General features: G+C 36.2%; 18 protein-coding genes, 3 tRNA genes and 1 pseudogene. 5 read left to right on the forward strand and 17 right to left on the reverse strand.

The genetic code is table 11. The features are described 5' to 3' along the window. A pseudogene (locus tag BMX24_RS19395) lies at positions 1-899 on the forward strand (hypothetical protein); the annotation flags it as partial. Positions 900-1,278: 379 nt separating this feature from the next. Here BMX24_RS19395 and BMX24_RS19400 read toward each other — a convergent pair. The 8 genes from BMX24_RS19400 to BMX24_RS19435 all read right to left on the reverse strand — a co-directional run bounded on the left by BMX24_RS19400 (position 1,279) and on the right by BMX24_RS19435 (position 11,542). Beyond that, entirely contained in the window at positions 1,279-2,313 is a 1,035-nt protein-coding gene (locus BMX24_RS19400) for an NAD(P)/FAD-dependent oxidoreductase (protein ID WP_089795821.1), read from the reverse strand. Between the two features lie 54 nt (positions 2,314-2,367). Then, positions 2,368-3,306 carry a type IX secretion system ring subunit PorN/GldN gene (porN, locus tag BMX24_RS19405; RefSeq protein ID WP_089795823.1) on the reverse strand — a complete coding sequence of 313 codons (939 nt, stop codon included), beginning with the start codon at positions 3,304-3,306 and terminating at the stop codon, positions 2,368-2,370. Between the two features lie 8 nt (positions 3,307-3,314). Further along, positions 3,315-4,907 carry a type IX secretion system motor protein PorM/GldM gene (gene porM, locus BMX24_RS19410; RefSeq protein ID WP_089795825.1) on the reverse strand — a complete coding sequence of 531 codons (1,593 nt, stop codon included), beginning with the start codon at positions 4,905-4,907 and terminating at the stop codon, positions 3,315-3,317. Between the two features lie 53 nt (positions 4,908-4,960). Beyond that, entirely contained in the window at positions 4,961-5,653 is a 693-nt protein-coding gene (gene porL / locus BMX24_RS19415; RefSeq protein ID WP_089795826.1) for a type IX secretion system motor protein PorL/GldL, read from the reverse strand. A 60-nt stretch (positions 5,654-5,713) separates the two neighbouring features. After that, a complete protein-coding gene (gene porK / locus BMX24_RS19420) occupies positions 5,714-7,132 on the reverse strand; it encodes a T9SS ring complex lipoprotein PorK/GldK (RefSeq protein WP_089795827.1) in 1,419 nt (472 codons plus the stop codon). 109 nt (positions 7,133-7,241) lie between these two features. Beyond that, positions 7,242-9,095: a glutamine--fructose-6-phosphate transaminase (isomerizing) gene (glmS, locus tag BMX24_RS19425; RefSeq protein WP_089795829.1), complete on the reverse strand. Its 1,854-nt coding sequence runs from the start codon at positions 9,093-9,095 to the stop codon at positions 7,242-7,244. A gap of 31 nt (positions 9,096-9,126) precedes the next feature. After that, a complete protein-coding gene (locus tag BMX24_RS19430) occupies positions 9,127-10,755 on the reverse strand; it encodes a DUF4270 family protein (RefSeq protein WP_089795832.1) in 1,629 nt (542 codons plus the stop codon). A 16-nt stretch (positions 10,756-10,771) separates the two neighbouring features. Beyond that, positions 10,772-11,542 (reverse strand): glycogen/starch synthase, encoded by a 771-nt coding sequence (locus tag BMX24_RS19435; protein ID WP_089795834.1) that lies wholly within the window; start codon positions 11,540-11,542, stop codon positions 10,772-10,774. A gap of 181 nt (positions 11,543-11,723) precedes the next feature. Here BMX24_RS19435 and panC point away from each other — a divergent pair, with 181 nt between their 5' ends. Further along, positions 11,724-12,572, forward strand: a complete 849-nt coding sequence (gene panC / locus BMX24_RS19440; RefSeq protein WP_089795836.1) for a pantoate--beta-alanine ligase — start codon at positions 11,724-11,726, stop codon at positions 12,570-12,572. 406 nt (positions 12,573-12,978) lie between these two features. On the opposite strand, the gene BMX24_RS19445 is transcribed toward panC, so the two are convergent. From BMX24_RS19445 to BMX24_RS19455, 3 genes are all read right to left on the reverse strand, one after another. Further along, positions 12,979-13,051 (reverse strand) — tRNA-Lys (locus tag BMX24_RS19445). Between the two features lie 76 nt (positions 13,052-13,127). Beyond that, a tRNA-Leu gene (locus tag BMX24_RS19450) sits at positions 13,128-13,210 on the reverse strand. A 35-nt stretch (positions 13,211-13,245) separates the two neighbouring features. Then, a tRNA-Lys gene (locus BMX24_RS19455) sits at positions 13,246-13,318 on the reverse strand. A gap of 115 nt (positions 13,319-13,433) precedes the next feature. On the opposite strand from BMX24_RS19455, the gene BMX24_RS19460 reads away from it, so the two are divergent. Beyond that, positions 13,434-13,949, forward strand: coding sequence for a shikimate kinase (locus tag BMX24_RS19460; protein WP_089795838.1), 516 nt, complete (start codon positions 13,434-13,436; stop codon positions 13,947-13,949). A gap of 6 nt (positions 13,950-13,955) precedes the next feature. On the opposite strand, the gene BMX24_RS19465 is transcribed toward BMX24_RS19460, so the two are convergent. Then, positions 13,956-14,396, reverse strand: a complete 441-nt coding sequence (locus BMX24_RS19465; RefSeq protein WP_089795840.1) for an RNA-binding S4 domain-containing protein — start codon at positions 14,394-14,396, stop codon at positions 13,956-13,958. A gap of 54 nt (positions 14,397-14,450) precedes the next feature. Here BMX24_RS19465 and BMX24_RS19470 point away from each other — a divergent pair, with 54 nt between their 5' ends. Continuing rightward, on the forward strand, positions 14,451-15,200 hold the full coding sequence (locus BMX24_RS19470) for a hypothetical protein (RefSeq protein ID WP_089795842.1): 750 nt from the start codon (positions 14,451-14,453) through the stop codon (positions 15,198-15,200). 64 nt (positions 15,201-15,264) lie between these two features. Here BMX24_RS19470 and BMX24_RS19475 read toward each other — a convergent pair whose 3' ends face one another. The 5 genes from BMX24_RS19475 to BMX24_RS19495 all read right to left on the reverse strand — a co-directional run bounded on the left by BMX24_RS19475 (position 15,265) and on the right by BMX24_RS19495 (position 22,062). Beyond that, positions 15,265-16,782, reverse strand: a complete 1,518-nt coding sequence (locus BMX24_RS19475) for an FMN-binding glutamate synthase family protein (protein ID WP_089795844.1) — start codon at positions 16,780-16,782, stop codon at positions 15,265-15,267. A gap of 55 nt (positions 16,783-16,837) precedes the next feature. Next, positions 16,838-18,184 carry a tRNA (N(6)-L-threonylcarbamoyladenosine(37)-C(2))-methylthiotransferase MtaB gene (gene mtaB / locus BMX24_RS19480; protein ID WP_089795846.1) on the reverse strand — a complete coding sequence of 449 codons (1,347 nt, stop codon included), beginning with the start codon at positions 18,182-18,184 and terminating at the stop codon, positions 16,838-16,840. A gap of 65 nt (positions 18,185-18,249) precedes the next feature. Then, positions 18,250-18,840 (reverse strand): DUF1572 domain-containing protein, encoded by a 591-nt coding sequence (locus BMX24_RS19485; RefSeq protein ID WP_089795849.1) that lies wholly within the window; start codon positions 18,838-18,840, stop codon positions 18,250-18,252. 194 nt (positions 18,841-19,034) lie between these two features. Continuing rightward, complete coding sequence (locus BMX24_RS19490) at positions 19,035-21,128, reverse strand: T9SS type B sorting domain-containing protein (RefSeq protein ID WP_089795851.1); 2,094 nt, start codon at positions 21,126-21,128, stop codon at positions 19,035-19,037. Positions 21,129-21,264: 136 nt separating this feature from the next. Continuing rightward, positions 21,265-22,062: a hypothetical protein gene (locus BMX24_RS19495; protein ID WP_089796073.1), complete on the reverse strand. Its 798-nt coding sequence runs from the start codon at positions 22,060-22,062 to the stop codon at positions 21,265-21,267. Positions 22,063-22,263: 201 nt separating this feature from the next. Between BMX24_RS19495 and glgP the strand changes: the two genes are divergently transcribed. Next, a complete protein-coding gene (gene glgP / locus BMX24_RS19500) occupies positions 22,264-23,928 on the forward strand; it encodes an alpha-glucan family phosphorylase (protein WP_089795854.1) in 1,665 nt (554 codons plus the stop codon). The last annotated feature ends 43 nt before the right edge of the window (positions 23,929-23,971 follow it).

Consider the following 23,971-nt stretch of genomic DNA (forward strand, 5'->3'; position numbering starts at 1 on the left):
CAAATCCTACAACTAAATTAGATATAGCAGGGTCAGTAAAAATTACAGACGGTACACAAGGAAATAATAAAGTATTAACATCAGATGCCAATGGTGTAGCAACATGGAAGGATCTTCCAGCAACGACAGATACAAGCATTTATACAAACAACGGAACTCTTACAGGAAACCGTACTGTAACACAGGGTGCCAATACATTAGCTTTTACAAGTACAGCAACAACCGGGACAAACCATTTTTCGGTAGATGGTAATACCTTTTCTGTTGATGCGGCAAACAACAGAGTGGGAATTGGAACAACTTCTCCAACGACCAACTTAGATGTCAATGGTAATGTTAGGCTAAGAAGTGTTCCTGCTTCAAATGCAATGAATTCTACTGATAAAATAATGGTTCTTGGAAGTGATGGAGTTGCTAAACAGGTACCGGCAGATGCCATACTTAATAATGACGATATTAGAGTTATACAATATGCCAGAAGTTTTAGTAGTCCCATAGACAGCTCTACACCTACTAGTTCACAAGTATCAATTGGTAATCTTAGAGTGAGATTTAATGCTACCAGCCCTACCAGTAATGGATTTATAGAATATGGTGTTAATACACCTAATCATACCACTGTTTGGTACAGAAAAAGAGGGAGTTTAAGTTCTATGATAGAGCAGTGGGGGCAACTTTCAATCTCGTCGACAACCTCGTGGAATAGAGTACCCGGAGGTTCTGAAAACTATGTCATGCCTTCTGCTAGAGATACTACAGAAACTATTATTACATTACATAATTCTAAAGAAATTTATAGAATTACTTCAAATATCAATGGAAATATTATGGCTTCAGATGGAGTTCCTGGGGTTATATCATCAGCAACATTATTTGTTGAAAAACTTAACTGGAATTAATAAAAAATGTTAAATATGCATTTTTGAAATTATCCATTAAAAAAATAGAATTATTGATGTAAAAAATTTTTCTTCATTTTTAGTGATAATAAGTCAAAAATTTCCAGTCTCTTACAGCTTTTTATTATTTTATTTTTACGAAACACCATTCACTCACCATAAAACAATTGTTGTTTTTTCTCTAGTGTTTTTAGCCAAAGATTAATTCTTATTAGTCTTTGGTTTTTTTTGTTTAGATACATAAATATAGCAGACTATCAATGAGATGCTTCGTCTGCTTCGCACTCAGCATGACAGTGTTATAGATATTGCTTTTTTGCCATTCCGGATAGGATTTTCAGGTTTTAAAATTATATTTTATGGTTTTGAGTTTTAATTTTTATTCAAACCTCGCCAAAGAAACCTCCTCATGCAAAGGAATATTCTCTTCGATAAAATCATAAAGACTTTTAGAAAAATAGCACCCGTTCAGAATTCCCCTTGCTCCGAGTCCGTTGAAAACATATAAATTCGGATGTTCAGGATGTCTTCCTATGATCGGTCTTCTGTCCTTCACTGTTGGCCGGAAACCAAAATTCACTTCTTCAACTTCAAAATCGTAAGGATAAAACTCCGACAAACCTTTTATAAGCTGTTCTACCGCAGTTTCATCAATGTGGTGATGCAGTTGTTCCCTATCGTAAGTTCCGCCATAGAAATACAGTCCATCATTGATAGGAAATAAAAAATGTTTCTTTTTAATGGTAATATTTTCAGGAATCGGCTGAGAAAGTTTTACTTTAATCTGATGTCCTTTATTCGGATTTACCAGAACGTTTGAAAAATAGGGATTATCTTTTACTCCCATTCCCTCACAAAACAGAATATTTTTAAAATTAAAATTCCTGTATGTGGAATCCGATGCATTAAGTTGGGTATAATCGAATTTCTCGTTAATAAATTGCTCTCTTTCATTTAAAAAACTAAATAAACCGGTAAAAAATCCATTAACATCCAATCTGGCAGACTGATTCACCTTTCCTGAATTAAAATCGTTTTTTACTACGTTTAAATGACCAAAATTTTTGTCTAAAAAATTTACGAGCTCTTCATTTTCCGATTTTTTAAGCCAAAGCTTCTGCTCATTCTCATCATGAAAAATCCTGTGAATAGGAGATTCTATTAAATAATTCTTCCCTGTATAAGATTCTATTTCTTTCAGAGATGTTTTAAGAAAATCAATCTGTTCCTGAGCTTTCCAGAAAGTTGTAAACTTTTTCAGCACCACCGGATTGATAATTCCTGCGGAAACCTGGGACGCGCTTTTCCTGCCTTCTGAAAAGATTACAAATGATTTGTTATTCTTAATCAGCTGATGGGCAAAAAATAATCCTGCATATCCATCTCCTACGATAATATAATCTACATTTTCCATAATAAAAAAACCTGAGTAAAAATACTCAGGTTTTGTATAACTATCAAGTGAAATTTAGTAATTCCACATATCATTTTCCATTTGAAGGATTTGAGCTTTGATTCTGTCGCTCTCCTCGATCTGCTCATCAGCATCTCTAGGAATGTAATCTTTGATGATTCCATCACCTAAACCTGTTGAAGATTTGAAAATTACCGTAGAGAATCTTCTAGCATTGATCAAATCATCAAAAGATAAATCTGCAGATGAATTTTTTCTGTTGAATACGTAGTTATTAGCTAAAATATCTCTCGCATTCGGATAATATACCCAGAAAAGATCGATCAAATCATTAGCTCCCGGTAGAGGCTGTCCGTCCGGTGTTGTTCTACCGATCAATTTAGGATCCGGTCCCATTGCAGCAATACCTAGAGGTCTGTACTTCATTTGTCCGTCTCTCTTATCGATGAACCACATACCGAAGATTTTTAAAACTTTTACTTTTTCAGTAGTTGTTTCATAAACGTCGGTAAGCTCTTTTTTCTCCTGATCTGTTAATTGACGTCCACTGTTAAGGATGTTAATAGCTTCGTCATCAACTCTTACGTCTACCAATCTACTCTTGATTTGCTCAGGAGTAAGTCTTTGAACGAAGTTTTCATCGTCATAAACTTCTTTAATTTCGCCGCTTAAAGCTCCATCAAGTAAAAGTTTGTATAATGATTTTGTCTGTGTAGACAAAAGTCCGTCAGGATTATTATAATAGAAAGGCTGATTGATTTTGTCGTTCATATCAATAACTTCCCAAACAAACATGCTTTTCAGAATATCTTTCTCATCAACAAAACCATATTCAAGTGGCTTAACTTTCTTGTCGATAATCGTGTCTCCTACTTTCATTTTGTTCTCAGCTCTCATTTGTCTAAACTCTTCTGGAGAAGAAGCGTTTAGGATAGTTTGAGAAAACATGAATCCCGAAACTAAAACTAAAAAACTGCTAATATATTTTTTCATAATATTTTTTATTGAATATTAATTAATACAGGTGAAATATTTGGAACTTGCATACTTCCTAATCCAGTGGCAGTCGCTTTGATATCAAATATATAAACCCCATCTCCAGGTCTTAAATTTCTAAACATTCCGGATACACTTTGTAATGAGTTACCCTGAACTTGCATTGATGCTCTTCCCGGTACTCTTACCATGAACGAAGTCACTTGGAAAGACACAGGGAAATCGAAATCCGGAATAACTGCCTGTAAAGACTGGTTTTCCACAGACGTAGCTGGTAATGTCAACATATTTTTACCTCTGATCTGACCTTGTGGCGGAGGTACATTTTTAATTCTATACTCAAATACCTGAGATAAAGATTTTCCGTAAGGGTCTGTTCCTGATAAAGTAATCTTCAAGATGTTTCCTGAACCCGGTCTTACATCCCACTTACCAGGACCAGTGCTCTTCACAGTTGCTCCCGGAGCAGATAATGAAAGTTTCGCGTTATCGGCACCTAAGATAGAACCTGTAACAGGGTTATCAAGACCTCTATACATTACATTCATCTTATCAGCAGAAAGTAATAATCCTTTTTGAAGTTTTACTTCTTGCGGACCTGCAATTACATTATATGTATGCGTGAACGGGAAGTTTTGTGCTTTTCCGGTAGCATCAGTCAATGTAATATTTCCACTGAATACGTGCTCTCCGATTCCACTTGTATTAAGGGTAGCATAACCTTTACCATTCTCCTGTCTGCTTACACCTGACATTACAATTTTGTTACTGTTTGAGTAATTTCCTAGCATTACTACAGCTTCTGCAGGCTTACCGGCAACTACATCCACAGGAGCAGATACGATTGCTTCATAGCTTGAGAACTTGATACTAGCATCAACTTTTTCCTGTAACAATAATGCCAATGCATCAGATTGTACATTTCTTGCATCATTCTGAATAATCTCAAGATTAGACAATGCCGCAATTAGAGGCTGGTGATAGAATTTATTCTGCAACCAAGTCTTATTGTTAGGAGATTGTCCTTTTGCATATTCAGCAATTAATGATTTGTTTGCTCTGTCAACTAAATCTTTCAATTGAGGATTGTTCCCAAAAGTAGCGTTGATAAAGTTTCTTACATCATCAATTTTAGCTTTTAAATCTGTAGCTCCTTTAGATGCAGAATTTTCGTCTCCGTCTCTAAAGAAATATTTTGTAGTCGCTTCGTTGTTGTTCAGTGCAGAGAAATTCTCACTTACATCAATCAGCTTTCCTGTTTTAGGATCTTTTTCTACAAATTCAGATTCCTTTTTTAGTTTATCTTTGATCTGATCTGCGTGTGAAACCAACGCATTGATCTTCTCTTTTAATTGCTTGTACTGAGCCCAAGGCTGAGCATAGGTATCTGGTACCTGCTGAGCTTTAGCTTCAAGAGTTTTCTCGAAAATGTCTTCATTTTTTCTTTCAGTCAATAATCGAGTCTCTTTTAATGCAATTGTAGAATCATAATATGATCTGATGATTTCCGCATCAATATTTAGAGCCATCATAGCGATGAACACCAAATACATCAGGTTGATCATCTTCTGACGAGGGGTCTGTTTTCCTTGTGCCATTCTCTTTTCTTTGTTTTTTGATTAAGTAGTTAAATTTAGAAATGGTTAGGAAATTAAGACTTCATAGCAGTCAACATACCACCATAAACTCTGTTTAAGTTGTTTAAGTTTGATGTTAAACCTTGTAATTCTTGATTGAATTTTTCAGAATGTTCAACAGATTTTTGCATATCTTCAACGTATTTCTTAGCAAAATCAGACTGTCTTTGTCCGTTTTCTAATTGCATCGCATAAAGCGCGTTCATGCTTTCCATGTGCTGAGCAGCTTTGTTTAGCTGATCATTATATTTATGAGTAGAAGCTGAAACGTCAACAGTTTGGTTGATTTGATCAACAGAGCTGGAGAATTTATCAATACCAGTTCTTAGTCTTTCGAATAACTGAACGTCTAGTTTGGCATCCTGAAGCATTTTATCTAATTTACCTGAAAGAGAGTTTTCAAGTTCTGCAAAATGATCAATATTATTTTTAGAAGAAACGTTAGAATGTAAAGGGTTTGGATTAGCATGTTTGTCTAACAATTCCGGATATACATTTTCCCAAGCATAAGATTCTTCTGTTTTTGGCGGGTCGAAAGCGAAAATGATGAAGATGATCGCTTCTGTGATAAGTCCCACTGTAAGGGCAACGTTACCAGTAATAGGTCCGATGTTAATGTGAGTAATTTTAAGCCAAGCTCCAAGAATTACAATTGCAGCACCGAATGAATAGAAGAAATTCATCCAAGCATCTTTAGTCTTAAACATATAAGTTAGTTTTTTTTAATGTTAAATAAATTGTTATTGAAAAATAATAGTTCGATTGAATTATCTGTTAACTCTTTTCGCTTTAACAGCAGCTTCAGGGATATCTTGTACAGTTCTGAATCCGATATAGCTTCTAGCTGAATCTTTTCTCTCCCAATCTCTTGCTCCTGTCATTAACATATAACCTACATCTTTCCAAGAACCTCCTCTTACAGATTTTCTAGTATCAGTTTTATCTTTAATAGTAGGGTTTAGCGTAGAAGCAAATCCGTAAGTAGAGTTATTATATCCAGATTCTGTCCATTCAGAAACGTTTCCAGCCATGTCAAATAACCCAAATCCATTCTTCTTAAATTTCTTTACTGGAGCTGTATATGTATAAGTACCTTTCTTATCGTCTTCCATATAATTACCTCTCTTAGGTTTGAAGTTTGCCAGGTAGCAACCTCTGTCGTCCATTAGGTAAGGACCACCCCAAGGATAAGTAGCATTTTCCATTCCTCCTCTTGCAGCATATTCCCATTCGATTTCCGTAGGAAGTCTGAATTTCAATGGTCTTTGTTTTCTTCTCTTCAAGCTTTCGTTGTAATCAGACTTTAATTTTGATCTGAAGTTACAGTAAGCTCTAGCCTGATCCCAAGTTACCCCAACAACAGGATAATCTTTATAGGCTTTGTGCCAGAAATATTGTTCGAACAAAGGCTCGTTATAAGCAAAGTGGAAATCTTTTACCCAAACAGTTGTATCCGGATACACAGCGATGCTTTCACTTCTAAGGTAGTTTACACCTCTTTCTTTTTCAGCTAAAGCAACATCCATGTCTCCCCATCTGTAAGTGTATTTAAGTTTACTAACGTCAAGGATCCTTTCATTAGAAATTCTTGAAGAAGCAGGTAAATACATTGATTCTAAAACTTCAGCGTATTCTACATCAGGATATTTGGATGTATTCCAGTTCAATGGAACTTTCCAATCCAATTTTTTTGTAGGATCATAGCTATCATCTTCTCTACCTCCCTGTCCTTCTAGATATTCTTGATATGGTGTTAAATTTTCTTCCTTTTGAGCAAGGTATGCGTAATCTCCGATGCTTTGACCTTTACCTTTACCTTCACCACCTTCTCCGGCAGCTTCAGCAAGTAAAGTTCTAGCAATAGAATCTCTTACGTAATTAATGAATACCCTGTATTCTGCATTAGTAGTTTCTGCTTCATCCATGAAGAAAGAAGAAACAGTAACTGTTTTAAGGTTTGCTTTTTCAGGGCTGTTTGTAGGATCCTGATCAGCAAGACCTGCTACGAATGATCCGGCAGGAATGGCTACCATTCCGTATGGTCTTTCAGCAACAAATGATTTAGTTTTTTCTCTTGGTATCAACTCTCCTTTTGTTCCTGGCTTCCCTACAGAAGAAGTACCACCACCTGAACAAGATACCGACGCTACCGACGCAGACAATAATAAAAGAAATATCCTTTTCATGTTAATTTTTATAATTAAGCCGTAAATATATAATTTTTTTAAGAAACTTTTAAGATTTTTTTTGAAATAACGGAAGAAATCTAAATTTATTTTATTTACAACAAATTTTTTATTCTACAGTTACCGACTTTGCTAGGTTTCTCGGTTGGTCTACATTGGCACCTCTGTACACAGCAATATAGTATGCTAAAAGCTGTAAAGGCACTGATGCAACGATCGGCGAGAAACATTCTGCCGTCTCAGGAATCTCGATAACATAGTCTGCCATCTCTCTTACCTGTGTGTCTCCATTATTTACAACAGCAATTACTTTTCCTTTTCTTGCTTTAATTTCCTGAACGTTGCTTACAATTTTATCATAGTGTCCTTTTTTAGGAGCAATGATAACAATCGGCATATTTTCGTCAATTAATGCAATCGGACCGTGCTTCATCTCTGCAGCAGGGTATCCTTCAGCATGAATATAAGAGATTTCTTTCAATTTCAACGCACCTTCCAGTGCTGCAGGATAGTTATATCCTCTTCCTAAATATAGGAAATTTGTCGCATGTACAAAATCTTTTGCAATATTTTGCACCAAATCGTGCGTAGTGGCTAAAACATCTTCGATTTTTTTAGGAATAGCATCCAGCTCAGCAATTAAGCTCATGAATTCTGCATTTCCTAAATTCCCGTTATGTTTACCTAATTTAAACGCAATTAAAGTAAGAATCGTAAGCTGCGCAGTAAATGCTTTTGTAGAAGCTACCCCAATTTCTGGGCCTGCGTGAGTATACGATCCTGCATCCGTAATTCTTGCGATTGAAGAATCTACGACGTTACAAATACCATATATAAATGCGCCTTTTTCTTTTGCTAATTTCAATGCTGCCATTGTATCTGCAGTCTCTCCGGATTGGGAGATTGCAATCACAACATCTTTATCTGTGATAATCGGGTTTCTGTATCTGAATTCCGAAGCATATTCTACTTCTACAGGAATTCTTGCATATTCTTCAATAAGATACTCCCCGATAAGACCTGCATGCCACGAAGTTCCACACGCAATAATGATAATTCTGTTTGCATTCTTGAATCTTTCGATATGATCCCAGATTCCTGCCATTTTGATAACGCCTTCGTCAACAAGAAGCCTTCCTCTCATCGTATCGTGAACAGATTTTGGCTGTTCGAAGATTTCTTTAAGCATGAAATGCTCATACCCTCCTTTTTCAATCTGCTCTAAGCTTAATTTAAGCTCCTGAATTTCTGCTTCTATTTTAGAATTATCATTAATGGTTCTGATGTCTACTCCATTTTCTAATGAAATAGTAGCCATATGACCTTCTTCAAGATAGATTGCTTCTTTCGTAAACTCTACAAAAGGAGAAGCATCTGAAGCGATGAAATATTCTTTATCACCAATTCCGATTGCTAAAGGAGAACCTAATCTTCCTACTACCAATACTCCCGGATAATCCTCATGCATTACTGTAATGGCATAAGCTCCATAAACTTCATTAAGAGCATATCTTACCGCTGTAGGGAAATCCGTTTCAGCATTCAAATCCATAAAATACTGGATAAGATTTACTAAAACTTCCGTATCGGTTTCAGATTTAAAGGTAAATCCTTTTTCGCTAAGCATTGTTTTAATCGTATCATAATTTTCAATGATACCATTATGAATGATGGCGATCTTATTATTATTAGACAAATGCGGGTGAGAATTTCTGTCACTCGGAACTCCGTGAGTCGCCCAACGAGTGTGTCCCATTCCGATTTTAGCCTTTCCTCTTAATTGTCCGGAAATATTAACCAAATCATCTACTTTACCCTTGGTTTTTTCAACTTCAAATGTATTGTTTGTGTCTTCCAAAACAATTCCGGCACTGTCGTACCCTCTGTATTCCAGCCTTCTAAGACCATTAATTACTATATCGTAAGCGTCCTGAAAACCCGTATATCCAACGATTCCGCACATAATTATATCAAGTGTTTAAGTGTTCTAAGTGTTATTTTGTACCGTAAATTACTTTCAGCTGTACTCTGTTTGCATTACTTGGATCTGATCCTACAAATACTGCTCTGTTTGTATTAAATGCTCTGGATGTATATTGATATCCTGCCAATCCTGTTCCTGCAGAATTAGACAAGAAAGATCCCATGTCTATTCTGAAATATAATGTATTTCTTTTAATAGGATCATAACTTCCAGTTGAATAAGAATCTGAATCGTTCTTTTCTACAAGATCTTTTACAGATTTTGTAACAACAAACTCGTAATATGCCGGATTTTTATCTAAATCATAAGATTTATAAATTGTATACCCTGCAAGACCCGATAAATTTAGTAAATCATCTGTAAAGTTTGTTACTGTTTTATTAGGATCAGCTAATGAACCATCAGGTTTGTATTTTCCTTTATATTTTTGTAAGAAAGTAAATGCTGTAGGTTTTATATAACTATTGTCCCAAGAATTCTTATCAGTATAAATTCTGATTCTCGCACCTATGATGGCTGCTTTATTATTGTTATAAAATAGTTTCAGTGAATCTATTTTTTCCTTAGGAATTATAACTCCAATTGAAGGTCCTCCCATCCCTTGTGCAAATAATTTCTGATCTCCAGTAGTTCTATTTCCTATCACTGTATTCTTTAACGTAGATCCATCCCTATCATATTCGTACTGACCGATATGTGCATTTCCGGAACCCAGAGCGAATGTATAAGTCGTCTGTGGTCTCGTCGTTGTGCCATTATCTGTCTTATCATATTTATAATACATGATCATTTCCATGTCATTCGGAGAGAACTGGAATAAATATCCGTCATTCTCATCCACTGCTATCCTAAGACCTCTGAAATATCTGATAAAATTAGACGCATCCTGAAGCTCAGGCTGATCTTTTTTAGCAATGATCTTAGTTTGGAAGAAGTCTTTATCAAGTTTAATTCTGATTCCCGGAGTAGTTGTTGTAAACAGAGAACTGCCATCAGAATCTTTTGTAATGGTAACAGAGCTTACATCTCCTTTAAATTCTTTCGCACCTAAAGCTGTTGGGTTATAAGCAAATTGTTGATTAGACTTTACAGTATCACTGGCAGACTTTAAGAAATCGGTAACCTCAAAAACTTTAATGTTAAAAGTCGTTTTCCCATTTATTTTTGTCTTCCCATATTTGCTTACAGGATACGTATTCACTACTTTTTTAGCATCTACATTTCCGTCAACACCGGCGTAAACGAAGCTTTCATCTGTCGTTGTAGTCACAGAATCAGTAGCATAAATCGGTTTCATCACCAATACCACCGAGTCAACCACGGCATTCGTTCCGAAATCCGGATCGTAAGTCGATAATCTTAATTGAGTAAGATATGAAGCTTTTTGTTTACCAAACTGAGGCTCGTTGAAAGCACCAAGTACTGCAGAACCCAATTTACCCGCATCACTTCTGATACTATCATTATTATCAATGTTAAACGCAATAACGTCAAAAGACTTTTCATTACCTTGTGCAGCCCCGTCTAAAAACAACTGCTCTCCCAAAGAATCTGCATCCGGTTCGCAATTATAAAGCAATACACTTCCAAAAACCACCAGAGACAAAACGGTGATCGCTTTTTTAATAGTATGAATCATTAAAACTGTGTTTTTTTTAATAAAGTTGATTTATAGAATCTACATCAAGATATTCTGATTTCGGAGTAGTCGTTTCATTGAAAGCCTTATCTAAGTCTTCATCCAGAAACTCGTCTCCTTTTACTACCATATCTACATAGTTCATGCTTTCCATTACAAAAGTTTTAACACTAGGATTATCTAACGCTTTTAATCCTGAAATATTATCAAACTTTAGTTTTTCGTCGATATTCGAAGCCAAAGCTGCGTCTTTCTCATTGTATAAAGAAAGTACGATTTTTGCGTCTTTGAAATACGTATCAGATTCGTAGTAAGTTTTCAAATAAATAGGAACAAAAGAAGCCATCCATCCGTTTAGATGGATTACATCCGGAACCCAGTTCAGCTTTTTGATGGTCTCGATTACTCCTCTTGCAAAAAAGATTGCTCTTTCATCGTTATCCTCAAAAGGATTTCCTTCATCATCGAAATAATATTGTTTTCTTTTGAAGTATTCTTCGTTATCGATAAAATAAACCTGAAGTCTTTCTCCCGGAAGAGATGCCACTTTAATAATAAGGGGCTGATCTAGATCATTAATAATAATATTCATTCCGGAAAGGCGGATCACCTCATGAAGCTGGAACTTTCTTTCACTTATTTGTCCAAATCTTGGCATAAAAACTCTTACATCATTGCCTTCATTGTGCATCTTAAGTGCCATTTTGTTTACTACGGCAGCCATATTTGTATCTTCCTGATATGGATACATCTCTGTAGTAATGTACAGTATTTTTTGATTCGGCATAAACTTCTATCTAATTTTTGTAAAAATGCTTTAATGTGCAAAATTACGAAAAAACATTCAACATTATTTTAATTAACATTTTTTTACGATAATTCCCTCCCTGAAATTATTAAAACCAGTCTATATTGTACAATAATTATATGATATTTTTAGTATTTTTGAATTACTATTAAAATAAACTATGGAAGTTCTAAAAAGTAAAAAAGTTCTTCAGGATTTCATTGAAAGACAGAAGGAAATGGGCAAAAAAATAGGTTTTGCCCCTACGATGGGAGCCCTTCATAAAGGTCATTTGTCGCTGTATGAAAAAGCCCGTGAAGAAAATGATCTGGTAATCTCATCAATTTTTGTTAATCCTACTCAATTTAATAATGCCGAAGATCTCGAAAAATATCCGCGCGACATCAATAGAGATATTTTAATTCTTGAAAATTCGCATTTGGTGGACGCTGTTTATATTCCGGAAGTAGTGGATATTTATCCCGAAAAGACTGTAAGCCAACACTATGACTTCGACGGTCTGGAAAATGAAATGGAAGGAAAATCGCGACCGGGACATTTTGATGGTGTCGGAACGGTGGTGGAAGAACTTTTTCATCAGGTAAAACCCGACAATGCTTATTTTGGAGAAAAAGATTTCCAACAATTGGCCATCATCAAAAAAATGGTTGAAAAGAAAAAATTGTTGGTCAATATAAAAGGTGTTCCTATTTATAGAGCCGAAAACGGATTGGCATTAAGCTCAAGAAACCAAAGGCTTCATGAAGACCGAAGAGAGGCCTCGAAAGTTATTTACGAAACTTTAAAAAAAGTAAACGAGTGGTTCAGAGTGATCACAATCCCCGAGATCAAAGAAAGAGTACAGGATATTTTCGATGAACAAAAAGGAATGCAGCTGGAATATTTTCTCATTGCCGATGAAGAAACGCTGAAAGAAACCGATTTCTTTTATAAAGATAAAAATTTCAGAGCATTTATCGTGGTGGTGGTCGATGGAGTAAGATTAATTGATAATATGCATTTGGATTAAATATAGAGATTAAGGTTTAGTCTAAGGCTAAGCTGATATAGTAAGAATTATTCTTTAGAACTAATAAATAGGCGTCGCTTTTGAGCGGCGCTTTTTTTTATTTTAAATTAAAAGTTTAATGTTGTTTAAATTATAGCCCTTCGACTGCTTCGCGCTCAGGATGACATCCGCTAATACTATATGTTATTACTACGCGCTTATCTTAGAAGGCACATTTTTTCGTAGTGTCATCCTGAGCGCGAAGCAGTAGAAGGATTCCAACGAACATTTTTAAACTAATTGAATTATAAAAGAAAAATATAGAATACGGAACCACATAAAAAATCAAAGGCCTCCTGAAGGAAGCCTTTGAAACACCAAATCACAAAATATTAATATGAAAAAAATTTACTTTTCAGTAAACTTGTGACCCGGCTGGGATTCGAACCCAGGACCCATACATTAAAAGTGTATTGCTCTACCAGCTGAGCTACCGAGTCGGCCACAATTAATAATGATAAATATAAAATTAAATTTTAATTTTTCAATATTAATTATTTCAATTTTTCTGCAGTGTGCCTGCGACTGGACTCGAACCAGCACATCCTTAGGAAACCACCCCCTCAAGATGGCGTGTCTACCAATTTCACCACGCAGGCAATTAAATTACAAAACTCTAGTAATTTATTGCTTGTGACCCGGCTGGGATTCGAACCCAGGACCCATACATTAAAAGTGTATTGCTCTACCAGCTGAGCTACCGAGTCGGCCACTTATTCATCAAGTTTTCATTTAAGTAATGTCCCTTGTTTTAAGTGGTGCAAAGATAGGACTTTTTTCATTATCTCAAAACTTTTTTGCAAATTTGTTTAAAAAAAATTCATGATAATTTCACTGGTAGGATACATGGGAAGTGGCAAATCTCACATTTCCAAAATATTAAGCGAAAAATTAGATTTTAAACTAATTGACCTCGATAAAGAGATTTCTCGAAGAAATAAATTAACTATTCCTGAAATCTTCGAGAAAAAGGGCGAGATCTACTTTAGAAAGCTGGAAAGAGAGGCGTTGGAGGAAATTCTGGCAACAGAGGAAAACGTGGTTTTAAGTCTGGGTGGAGGCACTCCGGTTTATTATAATAATATGGAAATTATCAACCACAATTCTAAAAGCTTTTTTTTGAGGGCTTCCATTAATACATTGTCTGAAAGACTTTCAAAACAAAAGGAAAAAAGACCTTTGATCGCCAATATTTCTGAAGAAAACCTTTCCGAATTCATCGCCAAGCATTTATTTGAAAGAAATGAATTCTACAGCAAGGCTCAGTTCAACATCAATACAGACAACCGGGAGCCGGAGGATATTGTAAATGAAATAATAGAAAAGCTCTATCTCTAGAGCTTTTTAATCTTCTTTTTCTTCAGAATCGTCGCCGGTTTCACCAAAAAAATCATCCCAATCGGTAAAATCTGAAGCGATATCATTTTCTACATATTCATCCATATCTCTCCTGTCTTTTTTGGTGGGTCTTCCTTCTCCTTTTATTCTGTAATAGTCCTGAGACATTTTGCGCATTTTTAATAATTCGTATTGTTCTTTATCGGTGACATCCTTTATATGAAGGGGCACCAGCTTGGCTCCTATTCTGCTTTTCGGGATCTGGATGACTTTAATTTTATAATCAATCTGATTTTTTCTAATTTTAATAACATCTCCTTCTCTTACCTCTTTTGATGACTTTACGGTAGACTCTCCTATGGATACTCTGTTTTTCTTAATCTCCTCAGTTGCAATGCTTCTCGTCTTATAAAAACGAATACTCCATAAAAATTTATCTATTCTCATAATTTTTTATACTTTTGTCGTTATATTATTTGTAAAGTAATTAAAGTTTTTGAAATGAAAAAAATATTTTTATATATCCTTGCCGGATCTCTTTGTTTTTCTGCCTGTAAAAAGGATGATGATGTGGAAACTTTTGTAGAACCTGAAGATATAGCAGTAAGAAATTCATATGATGACCAGGCGATCCAGAAATTCATGGATGAAAATTATCTGGATACCCAAGGAAATATAAAGGCATTTAGCACGACGGATACAGTGGATGACAACTACAAAAAATTGTCTCAGCTTAATCCTGTTACACTTCCTTCAGGAGTCATTTATATCGTAAGAGACGGGGCACAGCCGGCAACGGGTGTTACCATAGAACCGGATGCTAAAACTCAGGTTAAAACAATGATCAGAGCCAATTATTACCTGGCAACGAATACCGATGGCAATGTAGCTTTTGGATCAGTCGGAACGCTTTTAAATACCATTAATGGTTCGGGCTCGCCGGTGACAGATCCGATGTTCTATTATGTTAAAAATGCTATACTTAATAATTCAAATAATACGGATATTCAAAAGCAGAGAAGCTATTATGAAATTGAAGGTCTTCAGGAAGGCTTAAAATATTTCAAGGGTTTCCAAAATATGTCAGATGGTGATCCTTACAACCTTCAGGGAGTAATTCTTGTTCCATCTAGAGCTGCTTTCGCAAGAAACCCACACTATAATTACACCGGGTTTTCTCTTCAAAACAACTGTTTTATCTTTAATTTCCAAATCTATAAGGCGAATGTAAGGCCTACAGCCGACGAATAAAAAATATAAAGCGCTTCAAAATTGAAGCGCTTTTTTTGTTTTAATACATTTAAAATTAAGATAATTAAGATCTGGCTTTCTGCTTTACATTTCCTAAAATATCAGGGAAATAAAGATCTGCCAAATGGTCGAATTCGTCACCGCGCATGAACATTGTTGCATCTACTTCTTCATAAGAGCTTTTCCCGGCTGCTGCAATAAGTTCATTACACATATGAAGTGTATTTTTATGAAAATGATACACTCTTTCTGCCTTATCTGTCACATCAAGCCCTTTAATTAACATTTTGTCCTGGGTAGCAACACCTGTCGGACAATTATTGGAATTACATCTCAAAGCCTGAATACAGCCCAGTGAAAACATAAATCCTCTCGCATTATTACACATATCTGCCCCCATTGCGACAGCTCGCAAAATATCAAGACTTGTAAGAACCTTTCCGCTGGCAATGACTCTTAATTTATCTCTTAAATTATAATTTTTAAGCGTTCTGTTCACGAAAATCAAAGCTGGTTCCAAAGGCATTCCGACACCGTCTGAAAACTCCGGTGGCGCCGCTCCTGTTCCCCCTTCTGCTCCGTCAATAGTTATAAAATCAGGATAAATTTTTAATACATTCATCTGAACACAGATGTCTTCAAATTCTTTCGTATCCCCAATACAAAGCTTAAATCCGACCGGTTTTCCTCCTGAAAGCTCTCTTAACTGCTGCACAAACCTCAACAGTCCTGGTGCATCAGAAAAAGCAGAATGCGATGGCGGAGAAATGATCGTCATTCCCGGTGTGACGTGACGTATCTTTGCAATTTCCGGGGTATTTTTCACTCCCGGTAAAACCCCTCCATGACCAGGTTTTGCCCCTTGTGATAATTTAATTTCAATCATCTTCACATTCGGAAGATTGGAATATTTTGAAAATAATTCGGGATTAAATTTTCCTTCATCGTCCCTGCATCCGAAATATCCTGTCCCGATCTGCCAGCAAAGATCGCCGCCTTCCAGATGATAAGGTGAAATTCCTCCTTCGCCCGTATTGTGATAAAAATTTCCTTTTTTAGCCCCTCTGTTTAACGAAATCTGTGCTCTGTCGCTCAAAGATCCAAAACTCATGGCTGAAATATTAAATAAAGAGGCGTGATAAGGCTGAGTACATTGTTCCCCTCCTACCCAAACTCTCGGAAGTTCTTCCGCAGGAGATTTTGCATAAATGGAATGTTTAATTCCTTCATATTTTCTATGATTAACTTCTAATTGTGTCCCAAAAGCGACCGTATCACTCAGGTTTTTGGCACGTCTGTACACCGCAGAACGCTGGTTTCTTGGAAAAGGTTTTCCGTCGGTTTCTCTTTCAATGAAATACTGCTGCATTTCCGGTGAAATACTTTCAAAAAAATACCTGAAATAGCCAACTACAGGAAAGTTTCTTAAAATTGCGTGTTTCGTTTGATAGGCGTTGTACACGCCCAAAGCATAGAAAGCGGACAACAGAATCGGTATCCAATAATGCGCTCTGATCAGTAATGCGACAATCCAGGTAGCAATTACTAATACAATCCCCCAAGATAAAAACTTATCTCTCATGAATGTAAATATTTAAAAAGTTAAAACTAAATTTAGTGGAATTTTTGCAAAGAACCTATGCTTTTGCTAAAAAACTTTCGTAAGAAGATTGCACAGAAACCGTGCCATCTGACAGTATTTTTTCTAAATTCAAGAATTCGATCTGGTTCACAGATGCAGGGTCAAAATCTTTCTGGACTCTCACATAATTTTCTGTGAAGCCGAACATTTTTCCGTCTTTATTTTCGTGTTCCCAAAGTACGGGAAGCGTTTTCCCCAGCTGGGTTTGGTAAAATGCCATCTTTTTCTTTTCAGATAAAATTCTAAGCATTTTGTTTCTTTTTTTTCTCTCAGGAATCGGTACTACACCGTCCATTTCTGCTGCTTCCGTATTTTCTCTTTCAGAATAGGTGAAAACGTGCAAATAGGTAATCGGAAGCTCATTCAGGAAATTATAGGTTTCCATGAATCTTTCTTCCGTTTCACCAGGAAAACCGACGATCACATCCACACCGATAGCGGCATGAGGCATCACTTCACGGATTTTATTAACTCTGTCGTTATATAATTTTGTTAAATAACGACGTTTCATTTTTTTCAATAAATCATCACTTCCCGATTGTAACGGAATATGAAAATGCGGAACAAAACTTTTGCTTTTAGAAACCAATTCGATACTTTCATCTTTCAAAAGATTTGGTTCGATAGATGAAATCCTGATTCTCTCGATGCCTTCAACCTGATCAAGCTCAGAAATTAAATCTAAAAAAGTATGCTCGTGTCGTTTGTTTCCAAACTCACCTTTTCCATAATCACCGATGTTTACTCCTGTTAAGACAATTTCTTTGATGTCTCTTGCCGCAATTTCTTTGGCATTTTTCAGGACATTTTCAATGGTATCGGAACGGGAAATCCCTCTAGCCAAGGGAATCGTACAGTATGTACATTTATAATCACAACCATCCTGAACTTTCAAAAAAGCTCTGGTTCTGTCTCCGATGGAGTAACTTCCGATAAAGAAATCGGTTTCTTCAATTTCACAAGAATGAACGATACCCTCACTTTCGGATTTCTCCAAATCGTCAAGGTAGCTTAAAATATTGAACTTTTCTTTGGCTCCTAATACCAAATCAACCCCTTCGATCTGTGAAATCTCTTCAGGTTTCAACTGTGCATAACATCCGACAATCACCACTAAGCCTTCAGGATTGGCTTTCATGGCTCTTTTCACGTGAAGCTTACACTCACGGTCTGCGTTTTCCGTTACTGAACATGTATTGATGACATAAATATCCGCTTTTTCATCAAAACTTACCTTATCATAACCTGCATCTGTTAATTGACGGGCAATAGTAGATGTCTCCGCAAAATTTAATTTGCAGCCAAGGGTGTGAAATGCGGCCGTTCTGTGAAAAGTTGACATTTTGACTCCTGAATTTAATGGGTGCAAAGATAGTAATTTTAATATGAATTCTAAATTGATTCAATCTATTGCTTAAATTCATCCCGTACTTCAGGACTATTCTGGTAGCAGACAGGCGAAGAATTTGGATGAATATCCCTTCCTGAAAACTTGTTTTTCATTGCAGAATTAAACTCCTGTGATTTGTTTCTTGCGATGGATAATGTTTCCCAATCTTCATTTTTAATCATTTTTGCGATGAAAACAATCTGCCCAATATGATAAGGATAATGTGCCAGTTGCCGGAAAACCGCATCAATCACCGAATGCGCCTCTCCTCTGATGTAGATCGTTGAAGATAAATTTTCATCATTAAGCTGATCCAGGGCATTGAAAAAACATTTCCAGCCTTGTTCCCAGTACTCCAGTACTTCCTGTTTGTTTTTAAAGGTATTGACAAATTCTTCGTCACGGTTTCTCCAGGATTTTTCGCCGTCTTCCGTCAAAAAATTGGTCCATCTCGAAAGCATATTTCCCGCAATATGTTTTACAATAACTGCAATGGAATTGCTTTCTTCATTATACTGCCAGAAAATCTGTTCGTCCGAAAGTTGTTCAAATGATTTGTCGCCAAGATTTTTGTAGTATTCAAAGCGTTTTATGAATAGATCTTTCATAATTTTAATTTGATGATCTAAGTTAAAAAAATTTCATGGAAGTTGTACGTCATCGCGAGGAGTGTTATGACCAAATAATTTATTTAATGATAAAACAAAAATTGAGATTGCTTCGCTTTGCTCACAATGACATGAACTCATGAAAAACAAAAACCGCCACAAGCACGACGGTTTTTTATAATTTATTTTAAAGCTTAATCTCTGTTTTTCACCATGACCCATCCGGAATATTTGAATAATGTATTCTTTTTATCATGTTCGTTCCATGTTACGGAGTACCAGTATGTTCCTGTAGGAATCTTTTTGCCGGCGACCATTCCGTCCCATTTGTAATTATTACTTTTGTCGGCCTGGAAAATTTTCGTTCCGTACCGGTCAAAAATATTGAATACCAGATTTTGTTTGTTGCCCAATGCCGAATAATCGATCACATCATTGATTCCGTCTCCGTTTGGCGTGATGACATTAACCAAGTTTGGTACGACAATCACAACATCAATAGGCTCGCAGTCGTAAGCATCTTTCACAAAAATATGATTATCACCGCGAGGAACATTATTGAACACATTAGAATCCAGCCAGTTGACTGCATCCATAGAGTATTTGTATGGTGGTGTTCCACCCGTTACATTTACCGTTACCGTATTGTTGGCAATATCAATTACTGAAATTACAGGCTGCTTGGAAGGATAAACTTTTACAATTTGTCTTGTAACACATTCTCCCGTTTTCAGATCTACCCAATAGGTTCCGACAGCCACATTATTGATGGTCTGAGTCGTAGCACCCGTACTCCATAAATACCCTGTGAATCCCGGACCTGCATCTAAAGTTGTTGTATCTTCTATACAAATAATTTTGTCTTCCAACACAGTAGAATAAGTCGGAGGAAGCACAATTAAAGTAACTTTAGCGATACCGTAACATCCGTTTCCGTTGATCACTTTTATGAAAATTACGCCATTCGGAGCTATGTAAGCTGTAGGATTTAGAATTTCATTCGTTCCATTTTCGGCATCTGCCAGCGACGGATAGTATTTTTTAGTCCCGCTTTGTGTTGTTACCGGGGCAATCGTTAAATTAAATAAAGCTGTTGACGGTTTTGATTCAATAAAACATGACCTTAAAGTCGCTTCCGTTACCACAACTACCGGATAGAATTTCAGTGAAATTTCTGCGGTGGCCGTACATCCGTATTGAGAAATGATTTTCACATAAACTGTTCCTTCTGCAGATACAAAAGCTGTAGGCGTAGTAATTTCATTAATACCAGCATTAAGATCAGCAATAGAATTATAATATTTTTTTATCGCCGTAGGATCAGAAAATACTGCCGCCGATGTAAGATCATATGTTGCTACTCCGGTATTGTTATTATTACAACTATAAAGACTGACATTAGTTCCTGTAATAGTTCCTTGTTTAAATTTAAACAGACCTACCTGCCGGCAAGAATTGATCGGATTATTAGGATTCGCAGGATCTACATAATGAATACTGTAATAATAGGTCGCAGTTGTACTGATAGTCTGAGGTGTCAATATCGGATTCGCCCCTGAAAGCGCATCATTGGAAGAAGTGTGATAACTGATCAGGAAATTCGAATTCCCGTTGATAATACCCGCTGATAAAGAATTGAAATTAAAAACCATAGGATTTTCGCAAATAATCACTTCTCTCGGATCTGCAGGATTTGCCGCAGGAACTCCCGGCGGAACAAACGGCTGCGTCTGTATAGTAGGATCTGTGAACGGTGAAGCCAATGTTGCAGTACCGCCCCACGTTAAAGAAAACGGCGCCATTGTGTTGCTTCCCGCTCCTACCCAGTTGTCTATGTACAAATAATAGGTCTGGCCAGCGAGAACATCCATATATTTACAATAAGGAGTAAGAGAACCACCCGCCGCGGTTAAAAGCGTACTTGTCATATTCAGTCCGGTATTTGCTCCGATTCCGAGAACGGTTGCAGCATTACAGCGTATCGGTGATCCTAAGCTTCCGCAGGAAACATTCGGGCCGTAAATCGCCCAGTCGTAATCGGCATTCGGATCGGTAGGAACCAGATCAAAAGTGAGTGTCCCTCCGGTAGCTATAGTGATTCTGTACCATATCGAATTATGCTCGCCCGTCGTCAGACATCCTCCCAAATTCTCATTTACAGCACCAATTCCTGTCGGGGAATAGGTAATATTCGAATTTCCACAAACCTGAAGTGCAGAAGAACAATCTGCCTGTGAAAAAAATAATTGTGAAACCAATAAGTAAAAAAACAGTAAATTTTTCTTCATATGTTTTTTCAATTTAATTATTATTTAAATGATGTAAAACAGTGTATATCAAATATAAAACATTTTACATCAATAGCAATGTATTTCTGAAAAATAATTCATCAAAAATTGAAAAATAATGAATTTTTATCAATAATTACTTGATACTCGTAATATTTCCGCAGAGGTTTTCGAGATGGAAAATCTTATGAAAAGGACTTTTTACCTGCTGCAAATGTTCCTTATCCTGGATAAATGTATAGCGCGACGCCAGAGAATTCATATCTGAAACAATAACCAGCCAGCATTCATCAACCGTATTGTCGTAGTAAGGAAATTTTTCGTTTTTCTTTTCGATAAGCTCTAAAATTTTCTCTGAACAAAGCTCATCAAACAGATTCATATTGTATTCATAGGTGATGAAAACATTTCTACGATGGACAGATTTTCGTAAACTTTTAACACATCCGAAAGGTTTTCCTCTTTTAATGCTTTTATAAATATTTAAAATAATTTCTTCATGGCTTTCCAATGTATCCAGCTTAATATTGGTGTGAAATTCTAAAAAATAAACACCACGATATTTCGTAGTGTCTTCTTGTTCTAACAATATTTCTGCCTGACGGAATATTTTATTTAAGTTGCTTTCAACCTTCTTCATTTCAAGGTGATTGATCACTTCTGTCAATTCAATACCGATCTTTTTGTCGTTGAATTTTGCGATAAAGTCGGGACTTTCGCAGGTAAGGTTTTCAAACTGTACTTCGGGAAAATGGTGCATAAAAGAATTCAGCAGTAAAATTTCAGATTTCTTCTTATACTTTTCACGATCGTGAAGCGAAGATTCGTCTATTTTACGGTGATACTTCTCTATCGGCTTTTTTTTCAAATGTCGATTCAGATAGTATAAACTGAGATTCTTGATCAGATCTTCGTCAGAAAATGCCTTTTTCATATCTCCCGTTTTTGGTGTTTCCAAATTACCGTGAAACCGAGATCTCACGCCACAAAGTTTTTGATTATCAAAAATTTATAGCTTAAAGTTAAGTAAAAAAACTATTCAATGTATACTTTTAAAATAATTTATCACATAATTAATATAAAGTTTATTTTCATAATTAATACCTTTGCCCCTTCACAAATAAAATTGCGATTCATGGATTTTAAAAATTTTAAAATACCCTTCAGCATCAATCCACAATATTCTAAAAAAGTAGCCTATTTTTCGATGGAATTTGCCATTGAACAGGTCTTAAAAATATATTCCGGAGGTCTTGGATTTTTGGCAGGATCCCATATGAGAAGCGCTTACAACCTTAAACAGGATCTTATAGGAATCGGCATCCTGTGGAAGTTTGGTTACTATGACCAGGCGAGAAATCATGATCAAACCTTGCAGCCGACATGGACGAGAAAAATGTACAGTTTCCTTGAAGATACAGGTATAAAATTCCAGATTGAAATTCACAGCGCTCCGGTTTGGGTGAAGGTTTGGTATCTTGATCCTGAGATTTTCAACACCGCTCCGATGTTTTTCCTTTCTACCGATGTTCCTGAAAATGATCATGTTTCAAAAACAATTTGCCATAAATTGTACGATGCCAACGAATCAACAAAACTGGCTCAATATATCCTTCTTGGAAAAGGCGGCGCGAGATTATTAGACGAGATGAACATTGAAAGAGATGTTTACCATTTAAATGAAGCTCACGGACTTCCTGCAGCCTTTCATTTGCTGAAAAAATACAATGGAGATGTAAAGAAAGTTAAAGAAAAATTATATTTCACGACGCATACGCCTGAGGAAGCCGGAAATGAAAAACATAATTTAAGACTATGTTACGACATGTCCTATTTTTCAGGGTTCAGCATGGAATATGTAAAAAATATCGAAGGTTCTGATGACGACCGTTTCAACCACTCTCTTTGTGCTTTGAAAATGGCAAAAGTAGCCAACGGAGTTTCTCAGCTTCATGGTGTTGTTTCCAGAGCGATGTGGAGCAAATATCCTGGAATTTGTGAAATAAAATCCATTACCAACGCCCAGGAATTCAAATATTGGTCGGACAAGCCTTTGTACAACGCCAAAGACGAGCACAACAGTACCTTATTCGATTATCGCAAAAAGCATTTGAAGAAAAGACTTTTCGAAATTGTTGCAGACCAGACGGGAAATTTATTCAATCCTAATGTTTTCACTATTGTCTGGGCAAGAAGATTTGCCGGCTACAAGCGCGCTGACCTCCTTTTACACGATAAAGACAGATTTTATAAATTATTAAATCATCCTAAATATCCGGTGCAGATTATTTGGGCCGGAAAGCCTTATCCGATGGATTATTCTGCAATTTCTACCTTCAATTCGTTGGTTGAGGAAAGCAAAAATCATAAAAATATGGCGGTTCTTACAGGATACGAACTTTCTTTAAGCAAATCATTAAAGCAAGGTTCTGATCTTTGGCTTAATAATCCGAGAGTTCCGAGAGAAGCTTCAGGAACTTCAGGAATGACTGCGGCTATGAACAGTTCTGTAAATCTTTCCACAGACGACGGATGGATCCCTGAGTTTGCAAAACACGGAGAAAATTCTTTCGTTGTTCCAAAAGCAGATTACAACAATATGAGTATCTACGAACAGGATAACTATGATTTAAATAAATTATACGAAATTCTTGAAAATGAAATCCTTCCGACGTATTATGACAATCCGGATCAATGGAGAAAGATTCAGTATAACTCGATGAATGATGTGAAAGACCAGTTCAACAGTGATAGAATGGCTGATGAATATTATAAGGTGCTTTATAATTACGAAGGATAAGTTTGACAAGGGAAGCTAAGAAACCCAATATCTTTTAACCATT

Source organism: Chryseobacterium wanjuense, assembly GCF_900111495.1.
Lineage (GTDB): Bacteria > Bacteroidota > Bacteroidia > Flavobacteriales > Weeksellaceae > Chryseobacterium > Chryseobacterium wanjuense.

What these genes read in the sequence shown, in the direction of transcription:
- BMX24_RS19400 (WP_089795821.1), bottom strand. Translation starts at nt 2,313, where the DNA reads ATGGAAAATGTAGATTATATTATCGTAGGAGATGGATATGCAGGATTA.
- porN (WP_089795823.1), bottom strand. Translation starts at nt 3,306, where the DNA reads ATGAAAAAATATATTAGCAGTTTTTTAGTTTTAGTTTCGGGATTCATG.
- porM (WP_089795825.1), bottom strand. Translation starts at nt 4,907, where the DNA reads ATGGCACAAGGAAAACAGACCCCTCGTCAGAAGATGATCAACCTGATG.
- porL (WP_089795826.1), bottom strand. Translation starts at nt 5,653, where the DNA reads ATGTTTAAGACTAAAGATGCTTGGATGAATTTCTTCTATTCATTCGGT.
- porK (WP_089795827.1), bottom strand. Translation starts at nt 7,132, where the DNA reads ATGAAAAGGATATTTCTTTTATTATTGTCTGCGTCGGTAGCGTCGGTA.
- glmS (WP_089795829.1), bottom strand. Translation starts at nt 9,095, where the DNA reads ATGTGCGGAATCGTTGGATATACGGGTTTTCAGGACGCTTACGATATA.
- BMX24_RS19430 (WP_089795832.1), bottom strand. Translation starts at nt 10,755, where the DNA reads ATGATTCATACTATTAAAAAAGCGATCACCGTTTTGTCTCTGGTGGTT.
- BMX24_RS19435 (WP_089795834.1), bottom strand. Translation starts at nt 11,542, where the DNA reads ATGCCGAATCAAAAAATACTGTACATTACTACAGAGATGTATCCATAT.
- panC (WP_089795836.1), top strand. Translation starts at nt 11,724, where the DNA reads ATGGAAGTTCTAAAAAGTAAAAAAGTTCTTCAGGATTTCATTGAAAGA.
- BMX24_RS19460 (WP_089795838.1), top strand. Translation starts at nt 13,434, where the DNA reads ATGATAATTTCACTGGTAGGATACATGGGAAGTGGCAAATCTCACATT.
- BMX24_RS19465 (WP_089795840.1), bottom strand. Translation starts at nt 14,396, where the DNA reads ATGAGAATAGATAAATTTTTATGGAGTATTCGTTTTTATAAGACGAGA.
- BMX24_RS19470 (WP_089795842.1), top strand. Translation starts at nt 14,451, where the DNA reads ATGAAAAAAATATTTTTATATATCCTTGCCGGATCTCTTTGTTTTTCT.
- BMX24_RS19475 (WP_089795844.1), bottom strand. Translation starts at nt 16,782, where the DNA reads ATGAGAGATAAGTTTTTATCTTGGGGGATTGTATTAGTAATTGCTACC.
- mtaB (WP_089795846.1), bottom strand. Translation starts at nt 18,184, where the DNA reads ATGTCAACTTTTCACAGAACGGCCGCATTTCACACCCTTGGCTGCAAA.
- BMX24_RS19485 (WP_089795849.1), bottom strand. Translation starts at nt 18,840, where the DNA reads ATGAAAGATCTATTCATAAAACGCTTTGAATACTACAAAAATCTTGGC.
- BMX24_RS19490 (WP_089795851.1), bottom strand. Translation starts at nt 21,128, where the DNA reads ATGAAGAAAAATTTACTGTTTTTTTACTTATTGGTTTCACAATTATTT.
- BMX24_RS19495 (WP_089796073.1), bottom strand. Translation starts at nt 22,062, where the DNA reads ATGAAAAAGGCATTTTCTGACGAAGATCTGATCAAGAATCTCAGTTTA.
- glgP (WP_089795854.1), top strand. Translation starts at nt 22,264, where the DNA reads ATGGATTTTAAAAATTTTAAAATACCCTTCAGCATCAATCCACAATAT.